This window comes from Streptomyces cyanogenus (assembly GCF_017526105.1).
Classification (GTDB): domain Bacteria; phylum Actinomycetota; class Actinomycetes; order Streptomycetales; family Streptomycetaceae; genus Streptomyces; species Streptomyces cyanogenus.
The window spans coordinates 686,403-703,148 of the sequence record NZ_CP071839.1; the positions used below are offsets into that span (position 1 = coordinate 686,403).

Annotated in this window: 18 protein-coding genes and 1 pseudogene; 8 read left to right on the forward strand and 11 right to left on the reverse strand. The window is 73.2% G+C overall.

What is annotated here, in order from left to right:
- Positions 1–228: 228 nt before the first annotated feature.
- Positions 229–663 (reverse strand): ATP-binding protein, encoded by a 435-nt coding sequence (locus S1361_RS03010; RefSeq protein WP_208030289.1) that lies wholly within the window; start codon positions 661–663, stop codon positions 229–231.
- 125 nt (positions 664–788) lie between these two features.
- Here S1361_RS03010 and S1361_RS03015 point away from each other — a divergent pair, with 125 nt between their 5' ends.
- Together S1361_RS03015 and S1361_RS03020 are read left to right on the forward strand one after the other, a co-directional pair.
- On the forward strand, positions 789–1,031 hold the full coding sequence (locus S1361_RS03015; protein WP_208030290.1) for a hypothetical protein: 243 nt from the start codon (positions 789–791) through the stop codon (positions 1,029–1,031).
- A 273-nt stretch (positions 1,032–1,304) separates the two neighbouring features.
- A complete protein-coding gene (locus S1361_RS03020; RefSeq protein WP_208030291.1) occupies positions 1,305–1,763 on the forward strand; it encodes a cyclic nucleotide-binding domain-containing protein in 459 nt (152 codons plus the stop codon).
- A gap of 4 nt (positions 1,764–1,767) precedes the next feature.
- On the opposite strand, the gene S1361_RS03025 is transcribed toward S1361_RS03020, so the two are convergent.
- Both S1361_RS03025 and S1361_RS03030 read right to left on the reverse strand, forming a co-directional pair.
- The gene (locus S1361_RS03025) at positions 1,768–3,087 is read right to left on the reverse strand and encodes an MFS transporter (RefSeq protein ID WP_208030292.1); all 1,320 of its coding nucleotides are present in this window, start codon (positions 3,085–3,087) and stop codon (positions 1,768–1,770) included.
- An 84-nt stretch (positions 3,088–3,171) separates the two neighbouring features.
- Positions 3,172–3,786 carry a LysE/ArgO family amino acid transporter gene (locus tag S1361_RS03030; RefSeq protein WP_208030293.1) on the reverse strand — a complete coding sequence of 205 codons (615 nt, stop codon included), beginning with the start codon at positions 3,784–3,786 and terminating at the stop codon, positions 3,172–3,174.
- 66 nt (positions 3,787–3,852) lie between these two features.
- Here S1361_RS03030 and S1361_RS03035 point away from each other — a divergent pair, with 66 nt between their 5' ends.
- A complete protein-coding gene (locus tag S1361_RS03035; protein ID WP_208030294.1) occupies positions 3,853–4,740 on the forward strand; it encodes a LysR family transcriptional regulator ArgP in 888 nt (295 codons plus the stop codon).
- 392 nt (positions 4,741–5,132) lie between these two features.
- Positions 5,133–5,384 (forward strand): WhiB family transcriptional regulator, encoded by a 252-nt coding sequence (locus S1361_RS03040; RefSeq protein WP_208030295.1) that lies wholly within the window; start codon positions 5,133–5,135, stop codon positions 5,382–5,384.
- A 15-nt stretch (positions 5,385–5,399) separates the two neighbouring features.
- Here S1361_RS03040 and S1361_RS03045 read toward each other — a convergent pair whose 3' ends face one another.
- The 5 genes from S1361_RS03045 to S1361_RS03065 form a co-directional block, all read right to left on the reverse strand.
- A complete protein-coding gene (locus S1361_RS03045; RefSeq protein WP_208030296.1) occupies positions 5,400–5,849 on the reverse strand; it encodes a DUF6098 family protein in 450 nt (149 codons plus the stop codon).
- An 81-nt stretch (positions 5,850–5,930) separates the two neighbouring features.
- Positions 5,931–7,751 carry a sensor histidine kinase gene (locus S1361_RS03050; RefSeq protein WP_243769489.1) on the reverse strand — a complete coding sequence of 607 codons (1,821 nt, stop codon included), beginning with the start codon at positions 7,749–7,751 and terminating at the stop codon, positions 5,931–5,933.
- A 95-nt stretch (positions 7,752–7,846) separates the two neighbouring features.
- Positions 7,847–8,554: a response regulator transcription factor gene (locus S1361_RS03055; protein WP_208030298.1), complete on the reverse strand. Its 708-nt coding sequence runs from the start codon at positions 8,552–8,554 to the stop codon at positions 7,847–7,849.
- A gap of 20 nt (positions 8,555–8,574) precedes the next feature.
- Positions 8,575–9,309, reverse strand: a complete 735-nt coding sequence (locus tag S1361_RS03060) for a L,D-transpeptidase family protein (protein ID WP_208030299.1) — start codon at positions 9,307–9,309, stop codon at positions 8,575–8,577.
- Between the two features lie 72 nt (positions 9,310–9,381).
- Positions 9,382–10,791 (reverse strand): M1 family metallopeptidase, encoded by a 1,410-nt coding sequence (locus S1361_RS03065; RefSeq protein ID WP_208030300.1) that lies wholly within the window; start codon positions 10,789–10,791, stop codon positions 9,382–9,384.
- Between the two features lie 167 nt (positions 10,792–10,958).
- Between S1361_RS03065 and S1361_RS03070 the strand changes: the two genes are divergently transcribed.
- Positions 10,959–11,306 carry a DUF488 domain-containing protein gene (locus tag S1361_RS03070; protein WP_208030301.1) on the forward strand — a complete coding sequence of 116 codons (348 nt, stop codon included), beginning with the start codon at positions 10,959–10,961 and terminating at the stop codon, positions 11,304–11,306.
- 2 nt (positions 11,307–11,308) lie between these two features.
- Here S1361_RS03070 and S1361_RS03075 read toward each other — a convergent pair whose 3' ends face one another.
- Together S1361_RS03075 and S1361_RS03080 are read right to left on the reverse strand one after the other, a co-directional pair.
- A complete protein-coding gene (locus tag S1361_RS03075; protein ID WP_243769053.1) occupies positions 11,309–13,021 on the reverse strand; it encodes an FAD-binding dehydrogenase in 1,713 nt (570 codons plus the stop codon).
- On the reverse strand, positions 13,018–13,638 hold the full coding sequence (locus tag S1361_RS03080; protein ID WP_208030302.1) for a TetR/AcrR family transcriptional regulator: 621 nt from the start codon (positions 13,636–13,638) through the stop codon (positions 13,018–13,020). Before S1361_RS03080 ends, S1361_RS03075 begins: the two co-directional genes overlap by 4 nt.
- A gap of 169 nt (positions 13,639–13,807) precedes the next feature.
- Between S1361_RS03080 and S1361_RS03085 the strand changes: the two genes are divergently transcribed.
- The 3 genes and pseudogenes from S1361_RS03085 to S1361_RS38900 form a co-directional block, all read left to right on the forward strand.
- The gene (locus S1361_RS03085) at positions 13,808–14,437 is read left to right on the forward strand and encodes an alpha-ketoglutarate-dependent dioxygenase AlkB (RefSeq protein ID WP_208030303.1); all 630 of its coding nucleotides are present in this window, start codon (positions 13,808–13,810) and stop codon (positions 14,435–14,437) included.
- Positions 14,438–14,521: 84 nt separating this feature from the next.
- The gene (locus tag S1361_RS03090; RefSeq protein ID WP_208030304.1) at positions 14,522–15,268 is read left to right on the forward strand and encodes an MBL fold metallo-hydrolase; all 747 of its coding nucleotides are present in this window, start codon (positions 14,522–14,524) and stop codon (positions 15,266–15,268) included.
- Positions 15,269–15,274: 6 nt separating this feature from the next.
- Positions 15,275–15,649 (forward strand): annotated as a pseudogene (locus S1361_RS38900) (hypothetical protein); the annotation flags it as partial.
- Here S1361_RS38900 and S1361_RS03095 read toward each other — a convergent pair.
- Positions 15,646–16,683 carry a Ca2+-dependent phosphoinositide-specific phospholipase C gene (locus tag S1361_RS03095; RefSeq protein ID WP_208030305.1) on the reverse strand — a complete coding sequence of 346 codons (1,038 nt, stop codon included), beginning with the start codon at positions 16,681–16,683 and terminating at the stop codon, positions 15,646–15,648. The pseudogene S1361_RS38900 and the gene S1361_RS03095 sit on opposite strands and share 4 nt — an antisense overlap.
- Between the last annotated feature and the right edge of the window lie 63 nt (positions 16,684–16,746).

Sequence of the window (16,746 nt, forward strand, 5' to 3'; positions counted from 1 at the left end):
GCACGGCCGGAACAGCGGTTCCGGATCCCGGCCCGAACGGTGGTGTCAGGGTTTTCGCCGCGGGGTGCCGCCTGGGCCGCCGGAAGCGGCCCAGACAGCGGTCGTCTCCCCGCTGGGCGCGCGCCTCCGGTCCGAAGCACGAGATTCCGTCTGCCCCTCGACCCCACGGGCAAACGCCGCTGAGCGGAACTTCGGAAACCGCTTTGGTGCGGCGGTACGACAACCGCATCAGTGCAGCGGTACGACGGCCGTGATGCACTTGCCGCCGCGGGGCAGCTCGGCCACCCGGACGTCCTGGGCCAGCCGGCACACGATGGGCCAGCCGCGGCCGCCGGACCGGGCGGAGCCGTGCTCGTCGCCCAGGTGGGCGGTCACGGGGAGTTCGTCGCTGCGGTCACTCACGGAGACGCGGACACCGCCGGAGTCGACGTCGACGTCGAAGCCGGTGATGCCGCCGCCGTGCAGCAGGGCGTTGGTGGTCAGTTCCGAGGTCACCAGGAGGGCGTCCGCCACGGTCTCGGGCGGGCACGGCAGGGCGCGGGCCCGGCACCGCTCGGTCATGACCCGCTCGACCGTTCTGCGGGCCTCGGCGGGCCGGCACGGCACCCGGCGGCAAGCCTCCGGCAGGACGGCGGTGGAGCTGGTCCGGTGGTTGTCGAGCATCCCTTCCTCCCCTTATGGTGCCCGGATTGCAAGGTTCCCTCCTCTTTCGACTGACCCTTGAGGGCACTGTCAAACACAGTCGGTGCCGGTGTCATCACGGCGGAGCGAGCGGGTACCCGCCCGGCATGACCGATGTGGTGGACGCGGACGAGTTGTTGCGGCGGATCCGGCGGGGCCGGGAGCGCGCGGCCGAGGAGGAACGGGCCTGGCGGGAGCGTGCCAGGAGCCTGACGGCGACGGATCCGGAGGGCGCGCGGGAGGCGACGGACCGGGCCAGGGCGTTCGAGGTGGTGCTCCAGGTGCTGGAGGAGATCGTCCGCCCGGGCGAGAACCCGGCGCGGGTGGAGGGAGTGAAGCAGGTCACCTGACCCGTTTCCGGTTACCCAAAAGTACGGGAAATGGTTTACTGTTCATCCATACGTGATGCGGAGCGGCGCGGAACCGTCCTTCCCCCCTCCTGACGTCACCGCATACGGCCCTGGCTGGCCTCCCCCGTCCAGCCAGGGCTTTTTGCTGCCCGAAACGCGACACGCAGGCGGGTGTCCGCTTCCTTCGAGGTGCTCGGGGCGCTCGAAACGGCTGAAATGGGATGGAACACCCCACCCTTACCGCACACCGCCGCCGGCGAGGAGCCCCGCGCCATGACCAAAGCGATCAAACTGCTCACCGCCCTCCCCCAGGCGCAGCGCGAGCGCCTGATGGAGCTGGCCAAGGAGGTCTCCTTCCGGGAGGACACCCGGATCTTCGAGGCGGGCGGCACCGCCGACCGGTTCTGGGTGATCCGCTCCGGCGCGGTCCACCTGGACCAGCAGGTGACCTCCCGGCAGCGGGTGACCGTGGCCTCGCTCGGCGCGGGCGACCTGCTCGGCTGGTCCTGGCTGTTCCCTCCGTACCAGTGGGACTTCGGCGCCGTGGCCTTCACCGACGTACGGGCCTACGAGTTCGACGGGCCGTCGGTGCTCGGACTGTGCGTGGAGGATCCACTGCTCGGGCTCTCGCTGGTCCGCACGGTGGCCGAGGTCCTCGCCGGCCGGCTGGAGGCGACCCGCGGAAAGCTGATGGAGCAGTACACGATGCGGCGGCGCAGCGGCCCGCTCTAGGCCGTCAGATCCGGTAGCGGCGCAGCGCCGGGACGGCGCCGGCCAGGGCCAGCATCATCACGACCACCAGGGCGCCGCCGCCCGCGACCGCGGCCCGCGGGCCGAACGCCGAGCCCGCGGTGCCGTGCAGTACGTCCGCCAGGCGCGGCCCGCCCGCGACGACCACCGTGAACACCCCCTGCATCCGCCCGCGCATGTCGTCGGTCGCGGCCGACAGCAGGATGGCCCCGCGGAACACCATGGAGACCATGTCGGCGACGCCGGCCGCGGCGAGGAAGGCCACGGCGACCCAGAGGTTCCCGCTCAGCCCGAACCCGGCGACGGCCACCCCCCAGCCGACGACCGCCCCGATCACCATCCAGCCGTGCCGGCGGGCCCGCGAGAACACGCCGGAGAACAGCCCGCCGAGCACCGCGCCGACCGGGATGCCGGCGAACAGCACACCGAGCGCGAGCCCCTCGCCGTAGGAGCCGTACGTCTGCGCGGCCAGCTGCGGGAACAGGGCGCGGGGCATGCCGAACACCATGGCGACGATGTCGGCGAGGAAGGACAGCAGCAGCACCTTGTGCCGGGAGATGTACCGGAACCCGGCGGCTATCTCGCGCACGCCGGCACGGCGGGCGGCCTCGCCCAGCGGCGGCAGGGCGGGCAGCCGGACGACGGCCCACACGGTGACGCACAGCGCCAGCGCGTCGATCAGATACAGCTCGGGCAGCCCGATGACCGGGATCAGCGCACCGGCGAGCAGCGGGCCGGCCACCAGGCCGGTCTGCATCACCGTCGAGCCGAGCGCGTTGGCGGCCGCCAGCTGCCGCGCGGGGACCAGGCGGGCGACGGAGGCGTTGCGGGCCGGGGAGTTGAGACCGAAGAAGGCCTGCTGGAGCGCGAGCAGCACCATGAGCACGGCGACGGACTCCAGCCCGGTGACGGCTTGGGCCCAGAACAGCAGCGAGGTCACGGCGATACCGCTGTTGGTCAGCAGCAGCAGCTTGCGGCGGTCGACGGTGTCGGCGACCGCACCGCCCCACAGCGCGAAGGCCACCATCGGCAGCAGGCCCGCGAGGCTGGCGTAGCCGACCCAGGCCGAGGAGTGGGTGATGTCGTAGATCTGCTTGGGTACGGCGACGGCGGTGAGCTGGCTGCCGACGGCGGTGACGATGGTCGACGACCACAGGCGCCGGTAGGCGGGGATGCGCAGCGGCCGGGTGTCCATCGCCCAGCGGCGCCAGCCGCGCCGGGGCGGTTCCTGCGCCGTCGGCGCGTCGGGCGGCGTCCGCTCCCCGGCCCGGCCGGTCCCGGTGCTGCTGCTCTCACTCGTGTCCACGGATGTCCTGGTTGCTCGTTACACCTTTTCGCTTCGGGAGCCTGACTATTCCAGGAACTTCCCCCCGCGCCGAACGAATTCTGCTCAGGCCCCGGCGACCAGAGTCGCGCCGAGGCCCAGCATGGTGACGGCGACCAGGCCGTCCAGTACCCGCCAGGCACCCGGCCGGCCAAGGAACCGGCCGAGCAGCCGGGCGCCGAAGCCGAGGGCGGCGAACCAGCACAGGCTGGCGAGTGCGGCGCCGAGTCCGAAGGTCCAGCGCAGCGGTCCCCGGTCGGCGGCCAGGGAGCCGAGCAGGAACACGGTGTCCAGGTAGACGTGCGGGTTCAGCCAGGTCAGGGCCAGGCAGGTGAGCACCGCCCGGCGGCGCGAGCCGGCCGCCTCGCCCTCCGCGCGCAGCCCGGTGCCGGGTCCGAGCACCCGGCGGGCGGCCAGAACGCCGTAGGCGAGCAGGAAGGCACCGCCCACGACCCCGACCGCCCGCAGCGCGCCCGGCCAGGCCACCACCACCGCGCCGACCCCACCGACACCGAGTGCGATGAGCAGGGCGTCGGACAGGGCGCAGATGCCGACCACGGCGAGAACGGCGTCCCGCCGCACCCCCTGCCGGAGGACGAAGGCGTTCTGCGCGCCGATGGCGACGATCAGGGAGAGGCCGGTGCCGAATCCGGCAGCCGCGGCGGTCAGGGCGTGGTTCATGCCGTCGACGCTAGAAAAGCGCTGGTCACAAGTACAGCTAAAGATTTTTACGTAGGATTAGCTGCTGTGATGTCGGAGCTGCCTCTGGAACAGGTGCGGACGTTGCTGGCCGTGGTGGACGAGGGCACCTTCGACGCGGCCGCCGCCACGCTGCACGTGACGCCGTCGGCGGTCAGCCAGCGGGTCAAGGCCCTCGAACAGCGCACCGGCCGGGTGCTGCTCCAGCGCACCAAGCCGGTACGGCCCACGGAGTCCGGCGCCGTCCTGGTGCGGTTCGCCCGGCAGCTCGCCCGGCTGGAGCGGGACGCCTGGGGCGAGCTGGGGCTGAGCGGCACCGGGGAGCCGACGCGGGTCTCGGTCGCGGTCAACGCGGACTCGCTCGCGACCTGGTTCCTGCCGGCCCTGTCCCTGGTGCCGGACCTCTGCTTCGAGCTCCACCGGGAGGACGAGGACCACACGGCGGCGCTGCTGCGCGAGGGCCTGGTGATGGCGGCCGTGACCTCCTCGCCCGACCCGGTGCCCGGCTGCACCGTCCGTCCGCTCGGCCGGATGCGCTACCTGCCGGCGGCCGCTCCCGGGTTCGCCGCGGCCCACCTGGCGGGCCGGCCCCTGCCGGAGGCGCTGTCCCGGGCGCCCGTGGTGGCCTTCGACCGCAAGGACGACTTCCAGGACGGCTTCGCCCGCCGGCTCGGCCTGGGCGCCGCGAGCCCGTTCCGGCACCATGTGCCCACCTCGGAGGGCTTCCTCGACGCGGTCGCCGCCGGGCTCGGCTGGGGCATGGTCCCGGAGGTGCAGGCCGGACCGCTGCTCGGGCAGGGGCGGCTGGTCGTGCTCGACCCCGGCGCATGGATGGACGTCACCCTCCACTGGCAGCAGTGGAGGCTCGACTCCCCCGCGCTGGCGGCCCTGGCCGACGCGGTCACCGCAACGGCTGCGCGGGCGCTGCGCGACTGAGAGGCGCCGCGAGGACCGGCGTCCGTGCCCGGGCGTACGGGCTCCCGCGGCATCCGGCGCCCGGCAGCCTTTCACCGGGTGGGCGCCCGGCGGGCGGTGGCGGAGTACCGTGGTCGCGCGGTGGCCCGGTGGTCGCCGGGTGGGCAGGCCGGCTCGCCCGAACTGCCCGCCACCGGTGCCCGGTCGGATGCTCCGGTGCTCTTCGCGCCCCGCTTCCCGGCCTGTTGACCGGATACGGCCCCGCCCCGGGGTGACCGGTCCCGCGCTCCCTTTCCCGATCCCCGCCGGTTGCGCTGTTTCACCGCGCCCCGACCGGTCACCCGAATGCACAGACCGCATGCGGAACGCATTCGACAGGCACGGACGACTTCGATCCGAACCAGGAGACTCCGATGGACAACTGGCGCGACCATGCCGCGTGCCGCCACGAGGACCCCGACCTCTTCTTCCCGATCGGCACCACCGGGCCGGCGCAGGTGCAGACCCAGCAGGCGAAGGTGGTGTGCGGGCGCTGCCCGGTACGGGAGCAGTGCTTGGACTGGGCACTGGACACGGCGCAGAGTATCGGCATCTGGGGCGGTACGACGGAGCTGGAGCGCCGGGCGCTCAGGCGCCGCGCCCGCTCCCGGCCGCGCTCCGGCTGACCGGCACCGGGGGGCTCAGCGTCCGCCGCGGCGCAGGGTCCCCCACTCCCGCTCCTGCCGGGCCACCTCGTCCCTGGCCGCGCCGATCACCTCGTCGGCGATCCAGCACAGCGGATCGACATCGGCCACGAGCGGCTCGTTGTCGGGGCCCCGGCCCGTCTCCCGGCCCGTCAGGACCCAGGGACGGACGCCGGGGCCCTTGTCGTGCGGCAGGTGCGCGTAGTCGTACAGGCGGCGTGCCACCCACAGCTCGACCGACCGGTCCTGCCACCAGTCCTCCACGTCGAGCGGGTTCGCGGACAGCCCTGGCATGGGGACACCGGTCAGTTCGTCGGTGCTGGAGACGTCGTCGAGGTCGACCCCGGGCCCTTTCGACCAGCGCACGTACAGGCCGCGGTGCTGTTCCACCAGGCGGGCCACCTCGGTGAGCGTGGTCATGACCGGCAGGTTCTCCGGTGCGCTCATGGCATGACCTCCCTGTGCTGCGCGTCGCGCGACCGGAGTACCCCCGGCGCGCGCCGGAAATCGGATCACGGGCCTCCGCTCTCAGGGCTCGTCGCCGGGCGGCGGCACCGCGGGCAGCCGCAGGGTGAACACCGCGCCCGCCCCCGGCTCGCTCGCCACCTCCGCCGTGCCGCCGTGGGCGGCGACCAGGTGGCGGACGATCGGCAGGCCCAGCCCGCTGCCGCCGGTGCGGCGGCTGCGGGACTTCTCCGCGCGCCAGAACCGCTCGAAGACGTGCGGCAGGTCCTCGGGCGCGATGCCCGCGCCGGTGTCGGTCACGGTGAGCACGACGTCGGCCCCGTCCCGGCGGCCGGCGAGCGTGACGGTGCCGCCGGCGGGGGTGTGCCGCAGCGCGTTGGACACCAGGTTCCCGACGGCCTGCCGCATCCGCACCGGGTCGGCGTCCAGCCAGACGGCGGCGTCGGTCCGGGTGCGCAGGGCGACCCCGGCCGCGTCGGCGGCGACCCGGTGGGCGGCGGCGACCTGGTCGAGCAGGTCGCCGGAGCGCAGCGGCTCGCGGTGCAGGCGCAGGGTGCCGGCGTCGGCCGCGGCGAGGTCCTGCAGGTCGTCGATGATCCGCTGGAGGACCAGGGCCTCCTCGTGCAGCGAGTCCAGCAGCGCCGGGTCCGGGTCGACGACCCCGTCCCGGACGACCTCCAGCCAGCCCCGGATGTTGGTGAGCGGACTGCGCAGCTCGTGCGCGATGTCGCTGACCATGGCCTTGCGCTGCGCCTCCAGGCGTTCGCGCCGCTCGGTCAGGCCGTTGAACGCCTCGGCGAGGATGCCCGTCTCGTCGCGGGTGGTCACCGGCACCCGTACATGCAGTTCGGGCGGCTGCTGCGCGGCCAGGGTGAGCGCGCGCAGCGGCCGTACCAGCCGGACGGCGACGACGGCGGTCACGGCGACGGTGACGGCGAGGACGAGGCCGGCCACGCCGACCACCTTGGCCTTGTTGGCCGGTGACATGTCGAAGCGGGCCGGGCTCTGGTCGCCGATGCCGAGGAACAGCTCGGCCACCGGGGCGACATAGGGTTCCAGCTGGGTGCGGCGGGCGGTCCGCAGGCACGCCTGGGCCGACCGCGCGGCCTCGCCGGTGCCGAGCTTGACGTACTTGGCGACCAGGTAGCCGCCGCCGAAGGGGTCCTTGCCGCTGGGGTCGAAGGTGAGGAACAGCCGTCCGCCGAGGTCCACGCCGGCCTGGTGCAGGCAGGGCCGGGCCAGGTCGGACAGGGCGTCCAGGGCCTTCTGCTCGGTCGGGGTGGGCGTGTTGAGCCGTCCGTCCTCGCACACCGTGGCCCCGTAGTCGGCGGGGCCGGCGTCCGCGGTGGTGACCACGGGCCGCCCGCTCGCGGTCCGTACGACGGTGGCCTGCAGTCCGTAGCGCTCGTAGCACCGCTCGCGCTTCGTGGCCAGCGCGTCCAGCCGGGCGCGTTCCTTCGCCGGGAGCCGGTACGGGCCCACCACGCGCGGGTCGATGCCGCTCAGCTGGGTGCCGGACTCGGTGTAGGTGTCGGTGCGCAGCGGGTCGACGGTGGCGGCGGGCCGGGGCGGCAGCGGAGTGCCGCGGGGCGCGGAGTCGGCGACCAGGGTGCGGTCGGGCGTGGTGAGCGCGATCCGGCGCCCGGTGCGGCCGGCCAGCTCCCGCAGGGTGTGCCGGACCCCCGTCCAGTCGGCGTGGGTGGCGGCGTAACCGCTGAGCTGGGCGAGGATGCGGTTGTCGGCGGCGAGGTCCTGGCCCTGCTCCTCCTTCAGGGCGCTGGTCGTGGTGGTCACCGCGAGCCAGGCCGTCGCCGCGACCGAGCAGACGGCGATCAGCGCGGAGACGAACAGCAGCCGGACGACCAGCCGCTTGCGCAACGGGATCCGCCGCTTCCCGTTCGCCCGCCGGCCGGCTGCGGGGCGGCGCCGCCCGGCCGCTTCCGCGTCCTTCGCGCGGTCGGCCCGGGGCCCACGGCGGCTCACGCGCGGGTACCGGTCAGTTTGTAGCCGACGCCGAACACGGTCAGCAGCCGGACCGGGCGGCGCGGGTCGGGCTCGATCTTGCGGCGCAGGTTCATGATGTGCACGTCGACGGCCCGCTCGGTGGAGGCTCGGTCGAAGCCGCGGGTGCACTGCAGCAGCTGGCGCCGGGTGAACACCCGTTCCGGTTCGCCCGCCATGGCCAGCAGGATCTGGAACTCGGCCGGTGTGCACTCCACGGGTGCGCCGTCGCAGCGCACCTCGTGCCGTACCGGGTCCACGCTGATCCCGGCGGCCCGTACGACGGGATCCTCGCCCCGGGCGCCGATGCCCCGCCCGCTGCGTCTGAGGACCGTACGGATACGGGCCATCAGTTCGCGCGGGCTGTACGGCTTGGTCAGGTAGTCGTCGGCGCCGGCGTCGAGGCCGAGCAGCAGGTCGTCCTCGCCGGAGCGGGCGGTGAGCATCACCACCGGGAGGTCCGGCTGCTCGGTGCCGCCGCGCAGCGCCCGGCACACGCCGAAACCGTCGAGGACGGGCAGCATCAGGTCCAGGACGAGGAGGTCGGGGCGCAGGCGGCGGGCGGCGTCCAGCGCTGCCGCGCCGTCGTGCACCACCGTGGCGGTGTGGCCCTCGGCCAGCAGGGAGCGGCGGATCAGTTCGGCCTGTTTCTCGTCGTCCTCGGCGACCAGCACATGTGCGCACACGAGTTCGGATCCTACGGGGCTCACTGCGCGAGCCAGTCGGCGTCGCCCATGACGACGACCGGGTGCCGGCCGGGGTCGAGGGTGCGCAGCAGCTCCTTCATGTGCGCCTTGGCGACGCTGACGCAGCCGTGGGTGGGCCCGCCGTGGTCGACGTGCAGCCACACTCCCCCGCCGCGCCCCGGGCCGAGGGGACGCGTCCAGTCCAGCGGCGAGGTGCCCGGCCTGCGGTTGTAGTCGATGGCGACGACGTAGTCGAAGGATCCTTCCAGCGGCTCGCCCTCGAAGCCGGTGCCGGGCGAGTGGAATCCGCCGGAGTGGTGGTACGGCAGCTTGCTGCCGGGGTCCGGGAGCAGGCCGCCGGCGTCGGAGAGGGTGTAGACGCCGAGCGGGGAGCGCAGGTCGCCGGCCATGTGGTGGGCGCTCCAGCCGTGCAGCGCGTTGTGGGCGGGCCAGGCGGGGCCGGCCTGCCAACCGGTGTCGGTGCGCTGGTGCAGGACGACCGTGCAGCGCGGGGAGTTGCGGCCCCGCCCGGTGACGACGACGGCCTGCGCACAGCGCTCGGGTATCGCCGCGGTCCGCTGGGGCCCGAGCCCGGGTATGCCCCTCGGTGCCGGCCGGGTGGATGTCTCGGGGGTGGGCGCCGGCGCCGGGCCGCGGGCCCGGGTCCGGCGCTCGGTCGCCTCGGCTCCGCCGCCGCAGCCGGTGAGCAGCAGCGGGGAGGCGAGGAGGGCGAAGGCGGTTCTGCGTTGGATCATGAGCCGATCGTGCGGGACGGTTGTTTGGAACTGGTCAGTACCGGCACCGCCCGGTGTCGAACCGGCCGGAGTTCAGGGTCTGTTCGGCTTGCCTTGCGTGTAGAGCCAGGTGCGCAGCAGCCTGTCCACCTGCTTCCCCGAGGTCTTCTCGGCAAGCCTGACGAACTGTGCGGTGGTCGCGTGCCCGCCGCGGTGCGCGGTGGTCCAGGCGCGCAGGATCCGGAGGAAGTCCCGGTCGCCGACGGCCCGGCGCAGTGCGTGCAGGGCCATGGCGCCGCGGGCGTAGACGGGCGTGCCGAAGATGTGGGCGCCGCTGCCGGGGTCGCCGGGCGGGTAGGCCCACAGGCCGTCGCCGGCGGGCCGGGCGTAGAGGGCGTCGAAGGCCCGCTGGGCGCTGCGGCCGCCGTGCTGCTCGCTGTAGAGCCACTCGGCGTAGGTGGCGAAGCCCTCGTTGAGCCAGATGTCCTTCCAGGCGGTGAGGGTGACGGAGTCACCGAACCACTGGTGGGCGCTCTCGTGGACGAGGGTGTCGAGGTCGGGTGCGGAGTCGTAGAGCGGCCGGGTCTGGGTCTCCAGGGCGTAGCCGACGTCCGGGGCGTGGTCGACGATCGAGCCTGCGGACCGGAACGGGTACGGCCCGAACAGCTTGCTCTCCCAGGCGAGTACGGCGGGCAGCTTCTTCAGGACGGGCGCGGCGGCGCGCGCCTCGCGGGCGTCCACGGCGTTGTACACCTGGATGCCGTCGCGGGTGGTGTACCGCTCGACGTGGAACTTCCCGATGGTGGCGGTGGCCAGGTAGGCGGCCATGGGCTGGGTCTCGCGCCAGCGGAAGGTGGTCTTCCGGTGCGCGGTGCGCTGCCCGAGCAGGACCCCGTTGGCGACGGCAGTACGGCCCTGGGGCACGGTGATGGTGAAGTCGTACGACGCCTTGTCCTTGGGATGGCCGTTGGCCGGGAACCAGGTCATCGCGCCCTGCGGCTCGCCCGCGACGAACGCACCGTCGTCGGTGGTGATCCAGCCGTCGGCCGAGCCGTCGGGGTCGGTGACCGGCTTCGGGGTGCCGTGGTAGGCGACCGTGACGCGGAACTCCTGCCCCTCGCGCAGGGCGTGGCGCGGGCTGACGACGAGCTCCTGGCCGTCGCGCCGGAAGGCCGCCGCGGTGCGGTCGACGGTGACGGCGGTGACCTTCAGGCCCTTCAGGTCGAGGTCGAACCGGGTGAGCTTCCGGGTGGCGCGTGCGGTGAGGACCGCTGTGGCGTCCAGGCGGCGGGAGCCGGGGTCGTAACCGAGTGTCAGGTCGTAGTGGCGGACGTCGTAGCCGCCGTTGCCGCTGAGCGGGAAGTACGGGTCGCCCGCGCCGGGTGCGCCGGTGGTACCGGCAGCCGTGGGTCCGGTGGTGCCGAGGAGGGCCGCCACGGTGACGGGCACGGTGGCGAGAACGGCGGTACGGCGGCGGGCGGGCTGTCTGCTCGGTGGCGTCACGTGCGCTCCTCGGGGGTGGGCGGTGATCGACTGGCCGTCAGACTAGGCGCCGGGCGGTCCCCGTTTCCCCCTTGTTCCGGTCAAGTCGTGCCGCGTCGCCGCCGGATGGCCGACGGGCGGCGCAGTACGCTCGCGGCACCGTCCGCGACCCGAGAGGGGCCCCGACCGTGAGCGTGCGTGTGCGCCGGATCTACGAACCGCCCGAGCCCGACGACGGCCTGCGCGTGCTGGTCGACCGGCTGTGGCCGCGCGGCCTCGCCAAGGACGAGGCGCGGGTGGACGAGTGGCCGAAGGACCTGACCCCGTCCGCCGGGCTGCGCAAGTGGTATCACGGCGGTGGCTCGTACGAGGAGTTCAGGAGCCGCTACGAGGAGGAACTCGGCGCCCCGGAGGCCACCGAACTGCTGGACCGGCTCAGGGAGTCGGCCCGCACGGGCACGGTGACCCTCCTGACGGCGTCCAAGAAGACCGAGGAGAGCCACGCGCACGTCCTCGCGGAGCTGCTGCAGGGCTGAGGTCAGCCGGTGTGCCGCGCCGCGTGCCGGCCCGCGGCGCGGCCGGAGAAGAGGCAGCCGCCGAGGAAGGTGCCCTCCAGGGCGTTGTAGCCGTGCACGCCGCCGCCGCCGAATCCGGCCACCTCGCCGGCCGCGTACAGCCCCTCGATCGGTGTGCCGTCGGTGCCGAGGGCGCGGGAGTCCAGGTCGGTCTGGATGCCGCCGAGGGTCTTGCGGGTCAGCACGTGCATCCGGACCCCGATGAGCGGGCCCGCGGCCGGGTCCAGGATGCGGTGCGGGGCGGCGACCCGGCCGAGCCGGTCGCCGATGTAGCGGCGGGCGTTGCGGATGCCCTGGATCTGGGCGTCCTTGCTGTAGGGGTTGGCGATCTGCAGGTCGCGGGCCTCGATCTGGCGGCGCACCTCGGCCGCGTCCAGCAGCGGCTTGCCGGTGAGGGCGTTCATCCTGTCGACGAGCTGCTCCAGGGTGCCCGCGGTGACGAAGTCGGCGCCCTTGTCGAGGAAGGCCTGGACGGGCGCGGGCGCGCCCTTGCCGAGGAGCCGGTCGCGCAGCACGGCCTTGCGGTCCTTGGCGGTGATGTCGGGGTTCTGCTCGGAGCCGGAGAGCGCGAACTCCTTCTCGATGATCTTCCGGGTGAGGATGAACCAGGAGTGGTCGTGGCCGGCGATGTCCTCGGTGGTACGCAGGTACTTGAGCGTGCCGAGGGTGTCGTAGCCGGGCAGGCAGGGGTCGGGCAGCCGGCGGCCGAGGGCGTCGAGCCAGATGGACGACGGGCCGGGCAGGATGCGGATGCCGTGGCCGGGCCATATCGGGTCCCAGTTCTGCAGGCCCTCGGTGTAGTGCCACATGCGGTCGCGGTTCACGAGCCGGACGCCGGCCTCGGCGCTGATGTCGAGCATGCGGCCGTCGACGTAGGCCGGGACGCCGGTCACCATCTCGGCGGGGGGCGTGCCGAGCCGCTCGGGCCAGTAGCGGCGGACGATGTCGTGGTCGGCGCCGATGCCGCCGGTGGTGACGATGACGGCCTGGGCGGTGAGTTCGAAGTCGCCGACGCGGTCGCGGTTGGAGGCCACACCGCGCGGGGAGTCGTCGGGGGCGAGGACGGTGCCGCGTACACCGCGTGCCGTGCCGTCCTCGATGACCAGCTCGTCGACCCGGTGGCGGTGGTGGAAGGTGAGCAGCCCGTCCCGGGCGGCCTGCCGGGCGTGGCGCACGAAGGGCTCGACCACCCCGGTGCCGGTGCCCCAGGCGATGTGGAAGCGGGGCACGGAGTTGCCGTGTCCGTCGGCGCGCAGGTCGCCGCGCTCGGCCCAGCCGACGGTGGGCAGCAGTTCGATGCCGTGCCCCTGGAGCCAGGAGCGCTTCTCGCCGGCCGCGAACTCGACATAGGCGCGGGCCCAGCGCACAGCCCAGGAGTCCTCGTCGGCGAGTCGGTCGAACCGGGCGCTGCCCTGCCAGTCGCTCCAGGCGAGGTCGAGGGAGTCCTTGATGCCGAGGCGGCGCTGCTCGGGCGAGTCGACGAGGAAGAGCCCGCCGAAGGACCAGAACGCCTGGCCGCCGAGGTTGGCGGCGTTCTCCTGGTCGACCAGGGCGACCCGGCGGCCCCGGCTGGTGAGTTCGTGCGCCGCGACCAGGCCGGCGAGGCCCGCTCCGACGACGATGACGTCCGCGTCCTTGGCGGCCATGGCGTCCGTGTCCTTCCGTGTTCGACTCATGCGGGGGTACCGCTGCTCTCGGTCAGCAGCGCGGTGAGCAGTTGCCCCAGCCAGCTGCGGGCCGCGTCGACGTCCCGGTCCAGCAGCAGCTGGGTGGTCACGCCGTCGTAGGCCGCGACCACCGCGCGGGCGGCGCCGTCGGCGTCGCCGAGCACGGCGGGCAGTTCGGTGTGGCCCCGGGCGCGCGCGAGCCGGTCGGCGATGGCCTGCCGGAGCCGGGCGCGGTGGTCGAGGAGGGCCCGGGCGACGGCCGGGTCACGGGCGGCGTGCACCAGGAAGTCGGTCTTGACCAGCAGCCAGTCGACGTCGAGCAGCAGCACCTCGGTGACCCGGTCCACGGAGGCGGGCACGTCCAGGTCGGGCCCGTCCTGGGCGAGCGCGTCGGCCACCTGGGCGGCGATGAGGTCGGCGCGTTCCTGGTAGAGGGCGAAGAACAGCTCGTCCAGGGTGGCGAAGTTGGAGTAGAAGGCGCCCCGGCTGAAGCCCGCGGCCTCGCAGACCTCCTCGATGGAGACCCGCCCGAAGCCCCTGGCCGCGAACACGGCGAACGCGGCGTCGAGCAGCCGGGCCCGGGTGCGGGCCCGGCGCCGGGTGACGCGTTTCGGTGTGTCGTCCATCGGCGCGTCCTCCCTCGCGTCTTCCCTCATGGGCCGGCCCTGGGGCTCCCCGTTCGATACGCGAATGTATCCAATACATCGATGTATCGAAAGGGGCTCGCGCCGAGGGGCGGCGGCACCAGCTTGATCGAATGGGAACGCATTTTCGATTAAGGAGTACGCTGACCTCATGGCCACGCACCTCCAGGGCTCCCTGTTCGACCAGACCGACGAGCTGCGGCTCGGCCCGCTCGACGGGCTGCGCCGGACCGAGCTGGGCGCCGGCGCCTGGATCGACGTCCTGCCCGGCTGGCTGAGCGGGGCCGACGCACTGTTCGAACAACTGGCTGCGGACGTGCCGTGGCGGGCGGAGCACCGCAAGATGTACGACAACGTGGTGGCCGTACCCCGCCTGCTGGCCTTCTACGGCGCCGGGGACCGGCTCCCCCACCCGGTCCTGGACGAGGCCCGCGCCGCCCTGTCCCGGCACTACGCCGAGGAGCTGGGCGAGCCGTTCACCACCGCCGGGCTCTGCTTCTACCGTGACGGCCGGGACAGCGTGGCCTGGCACGGGGACCGGATCGGGCGGGGTGCCCGCGAGGACACCATGGTCGCGATCCTCTCCGTGGGCGCCCCCCGCGACCTGCTGCTGCGCCCGGCCGGCGGAGGCGGCGGCACGCTGCGCCGGCCCCTCGGCCACGGCGACCTCATCGTGATGGGCGGTTCCTGCCAGCGCACCTGGGAGCACTGCGTCCCGAAGACCAGCCGGGCCACGGGCCCGCGCATCAGCATCCAGTTCCGGCCGCACGGCGTGCACTGACCGGGCGAGTCCCCTTGCGCGGGGCCGGGGCGGATCTGGTTGGCTGTCCCCCTACGACCAGCCGCAGACGGGCTCGGAGAGATCATGCGGGCAGAGGTACACCAAGTCGCCGACGGCATCCATCTGGTGCACGGCCACCACGTCAACTGGGTGATCCTGAAGGACGGGGACGCCGTCACCCTGGTGGACACCGGCTATCCGGGAGACCGCCAGGGAGTCCTGGAGTCCCTCGCTGAGGTGGGCAGTTCACCGGAGGCGGTCGCCGCCGTCCTGATCACCCACGCGCACAACGACCATCTGGGCTCGGCCGAGTACCTGCGGGCACGATACGGCACCCCCGTGTATCTGCACCCGGCCGAAGTACCCCACGCCCGGCGGGACTTCCTCCAGCAGGCCACCATCGGCGACGTGGTGCGCAACGCCTGGCGGCCCGGTGTCGTCTCCTGGGCGCGGCACGTGATCCAGGTGGGCGGCACCCGGCACAACCCTGTCACCGCGCCCGAGCCGTTCCCGAACGAGGGGCCGCTGGACCTGCCCGGCCGTCCCGTGCCCGTGCACACCCCCGGCCACACCGACGGCCACTGCGTCTACCACCTCCCCGAGGCGGGCATCGTCATCTCCGGCGACGCCCTGGTCAGCGGGCACGCGACCTCGCGCGTCAAGGGCCCGCAGGTCCTGCACGACTTCTTCCACCACGAGCGCGACCGGGTCGTGGCCTCGCTGGACTTGATCGCCGCGCTGGACGGCGACATCCTGCTGCCCGGACACGGGCCGGTGCACCGCGGCTCGGTACGGGCCGCGGCCGAACAGGCCCGGGAACGGGCGACCTGAGGGTCCGGCCTGCCCGCCCTGGCAGCCACCGACCAGGACACCGGCGAGCCGGTCCGCCGCTTCGAGCGCTCACGGCCCGGCGAACTGGTCCACATCACGTCGAGAAGCTCGGCAGCATCCCCGGCGGTGGCGGGCACCGCGCCCGGGGCCGTGCCCGAGGACGCAGCAACCACACCGTGACCGGCTGCGCCTACCTGCACCGCCCTGGACGACCACACACGCCGCCCACGGATCACCGTCGAACGGGTCGTGACCGACAGTGCCTGGACCTACGGGCAGCGTTCCCCGACGGGCGTCACTGACCACCACCGACCCCACACCGGCATCGGCGGCCACCCACCGGCCGGCCGCGTCACCCGCCTCCCCGGACAGCACGCCTAGGGGCATCCACGGGCCTGGGCCGTGAAGGCGTCGGGCACGTTCATCCAGTCGAAGGTCACCACCGCGGCCCGGCCTTCCTGAGCGATGCGGTGAACTCGTTCGACGGCCGCCGCCGGGTCCGGGTCGGTCGGATGCAGGGGCGGCGCGACCGACTCGGCCGCGGTCGCGACGGTGAGGTAGCGGTTGGCGCAGTACCAGGACAGGTCGTACGAGCCGCCGAGCCAGTTGGCGGCCTGGTTGTCGAAGAGCACGAACCAGGGGCGCAGCGAGGGATCGTAGGCCGTCCTGGGATCACCGCCGGGCGCGGGATGCGTGTCGGGCCACATCACGGCCTGGTCGAGCCTGCCGGCTGCCGCCAGGTCGCGCACGTGCCGCGCGTACTCCTCGGCGGTGGAGAGGTTGTCGAGGTCGTAGCCGGCCAGCCGGTTCTCGATGGTGCCGGTGATCGGGTAGAAGAGGAACTTGCCGCGCAGCTCCCGCCACGTCGGCCAGGCCCCGGCCTTCGCCGCGGTGTCGAGGTCCGGGTACCTGTCGTTCACCATGTCGGCGGGTTTGAAGATGTTCTCGGCCCCTATGTGGTTCCTGATGAGCCGGTCGAGATCCGCCGGCCCCATGTCCGCCTTGCTGCGAAAGCCCCACTTGAGCTCGAGTTTGACGTAGACGGGGTCGTGGGCCGGGTGGCTGTCGCTCCAGTCGCCGAGGTTGTCCAGGCAGGTCCGCAGACTGCCGTTGCGATGCGTGGTCTTGAAGATGCCGGTACCGGTGGTGTACGTGCAGTTGTTCTCGTTGAACAGCGGGTCGGAGTGGCTGACGACCCATCCGCCGCTGCCGCCGTAGGTGCTGTAGACGTCGATCTCCAGCAGGTGGGCACCCTCGTCGAGGCCTTTGGTGAGCCGGTTGGACTTGCCGGGATCGAAGGCGTTGTGCAGGCCCGAGACGGAGACCCTGTCCAGGGTCGTGTCGTCGAATCCGGAGGTGGCGTGAGACGGTGCCGGGGCAAGCGCCAGCGCGGTTGCCGTCGTCAGGGTGGCCACTCCGCTGAGAAATCTTCGCAACGGACGGGCAGGAACGGATACTTCTGCACACATACGCGCCCC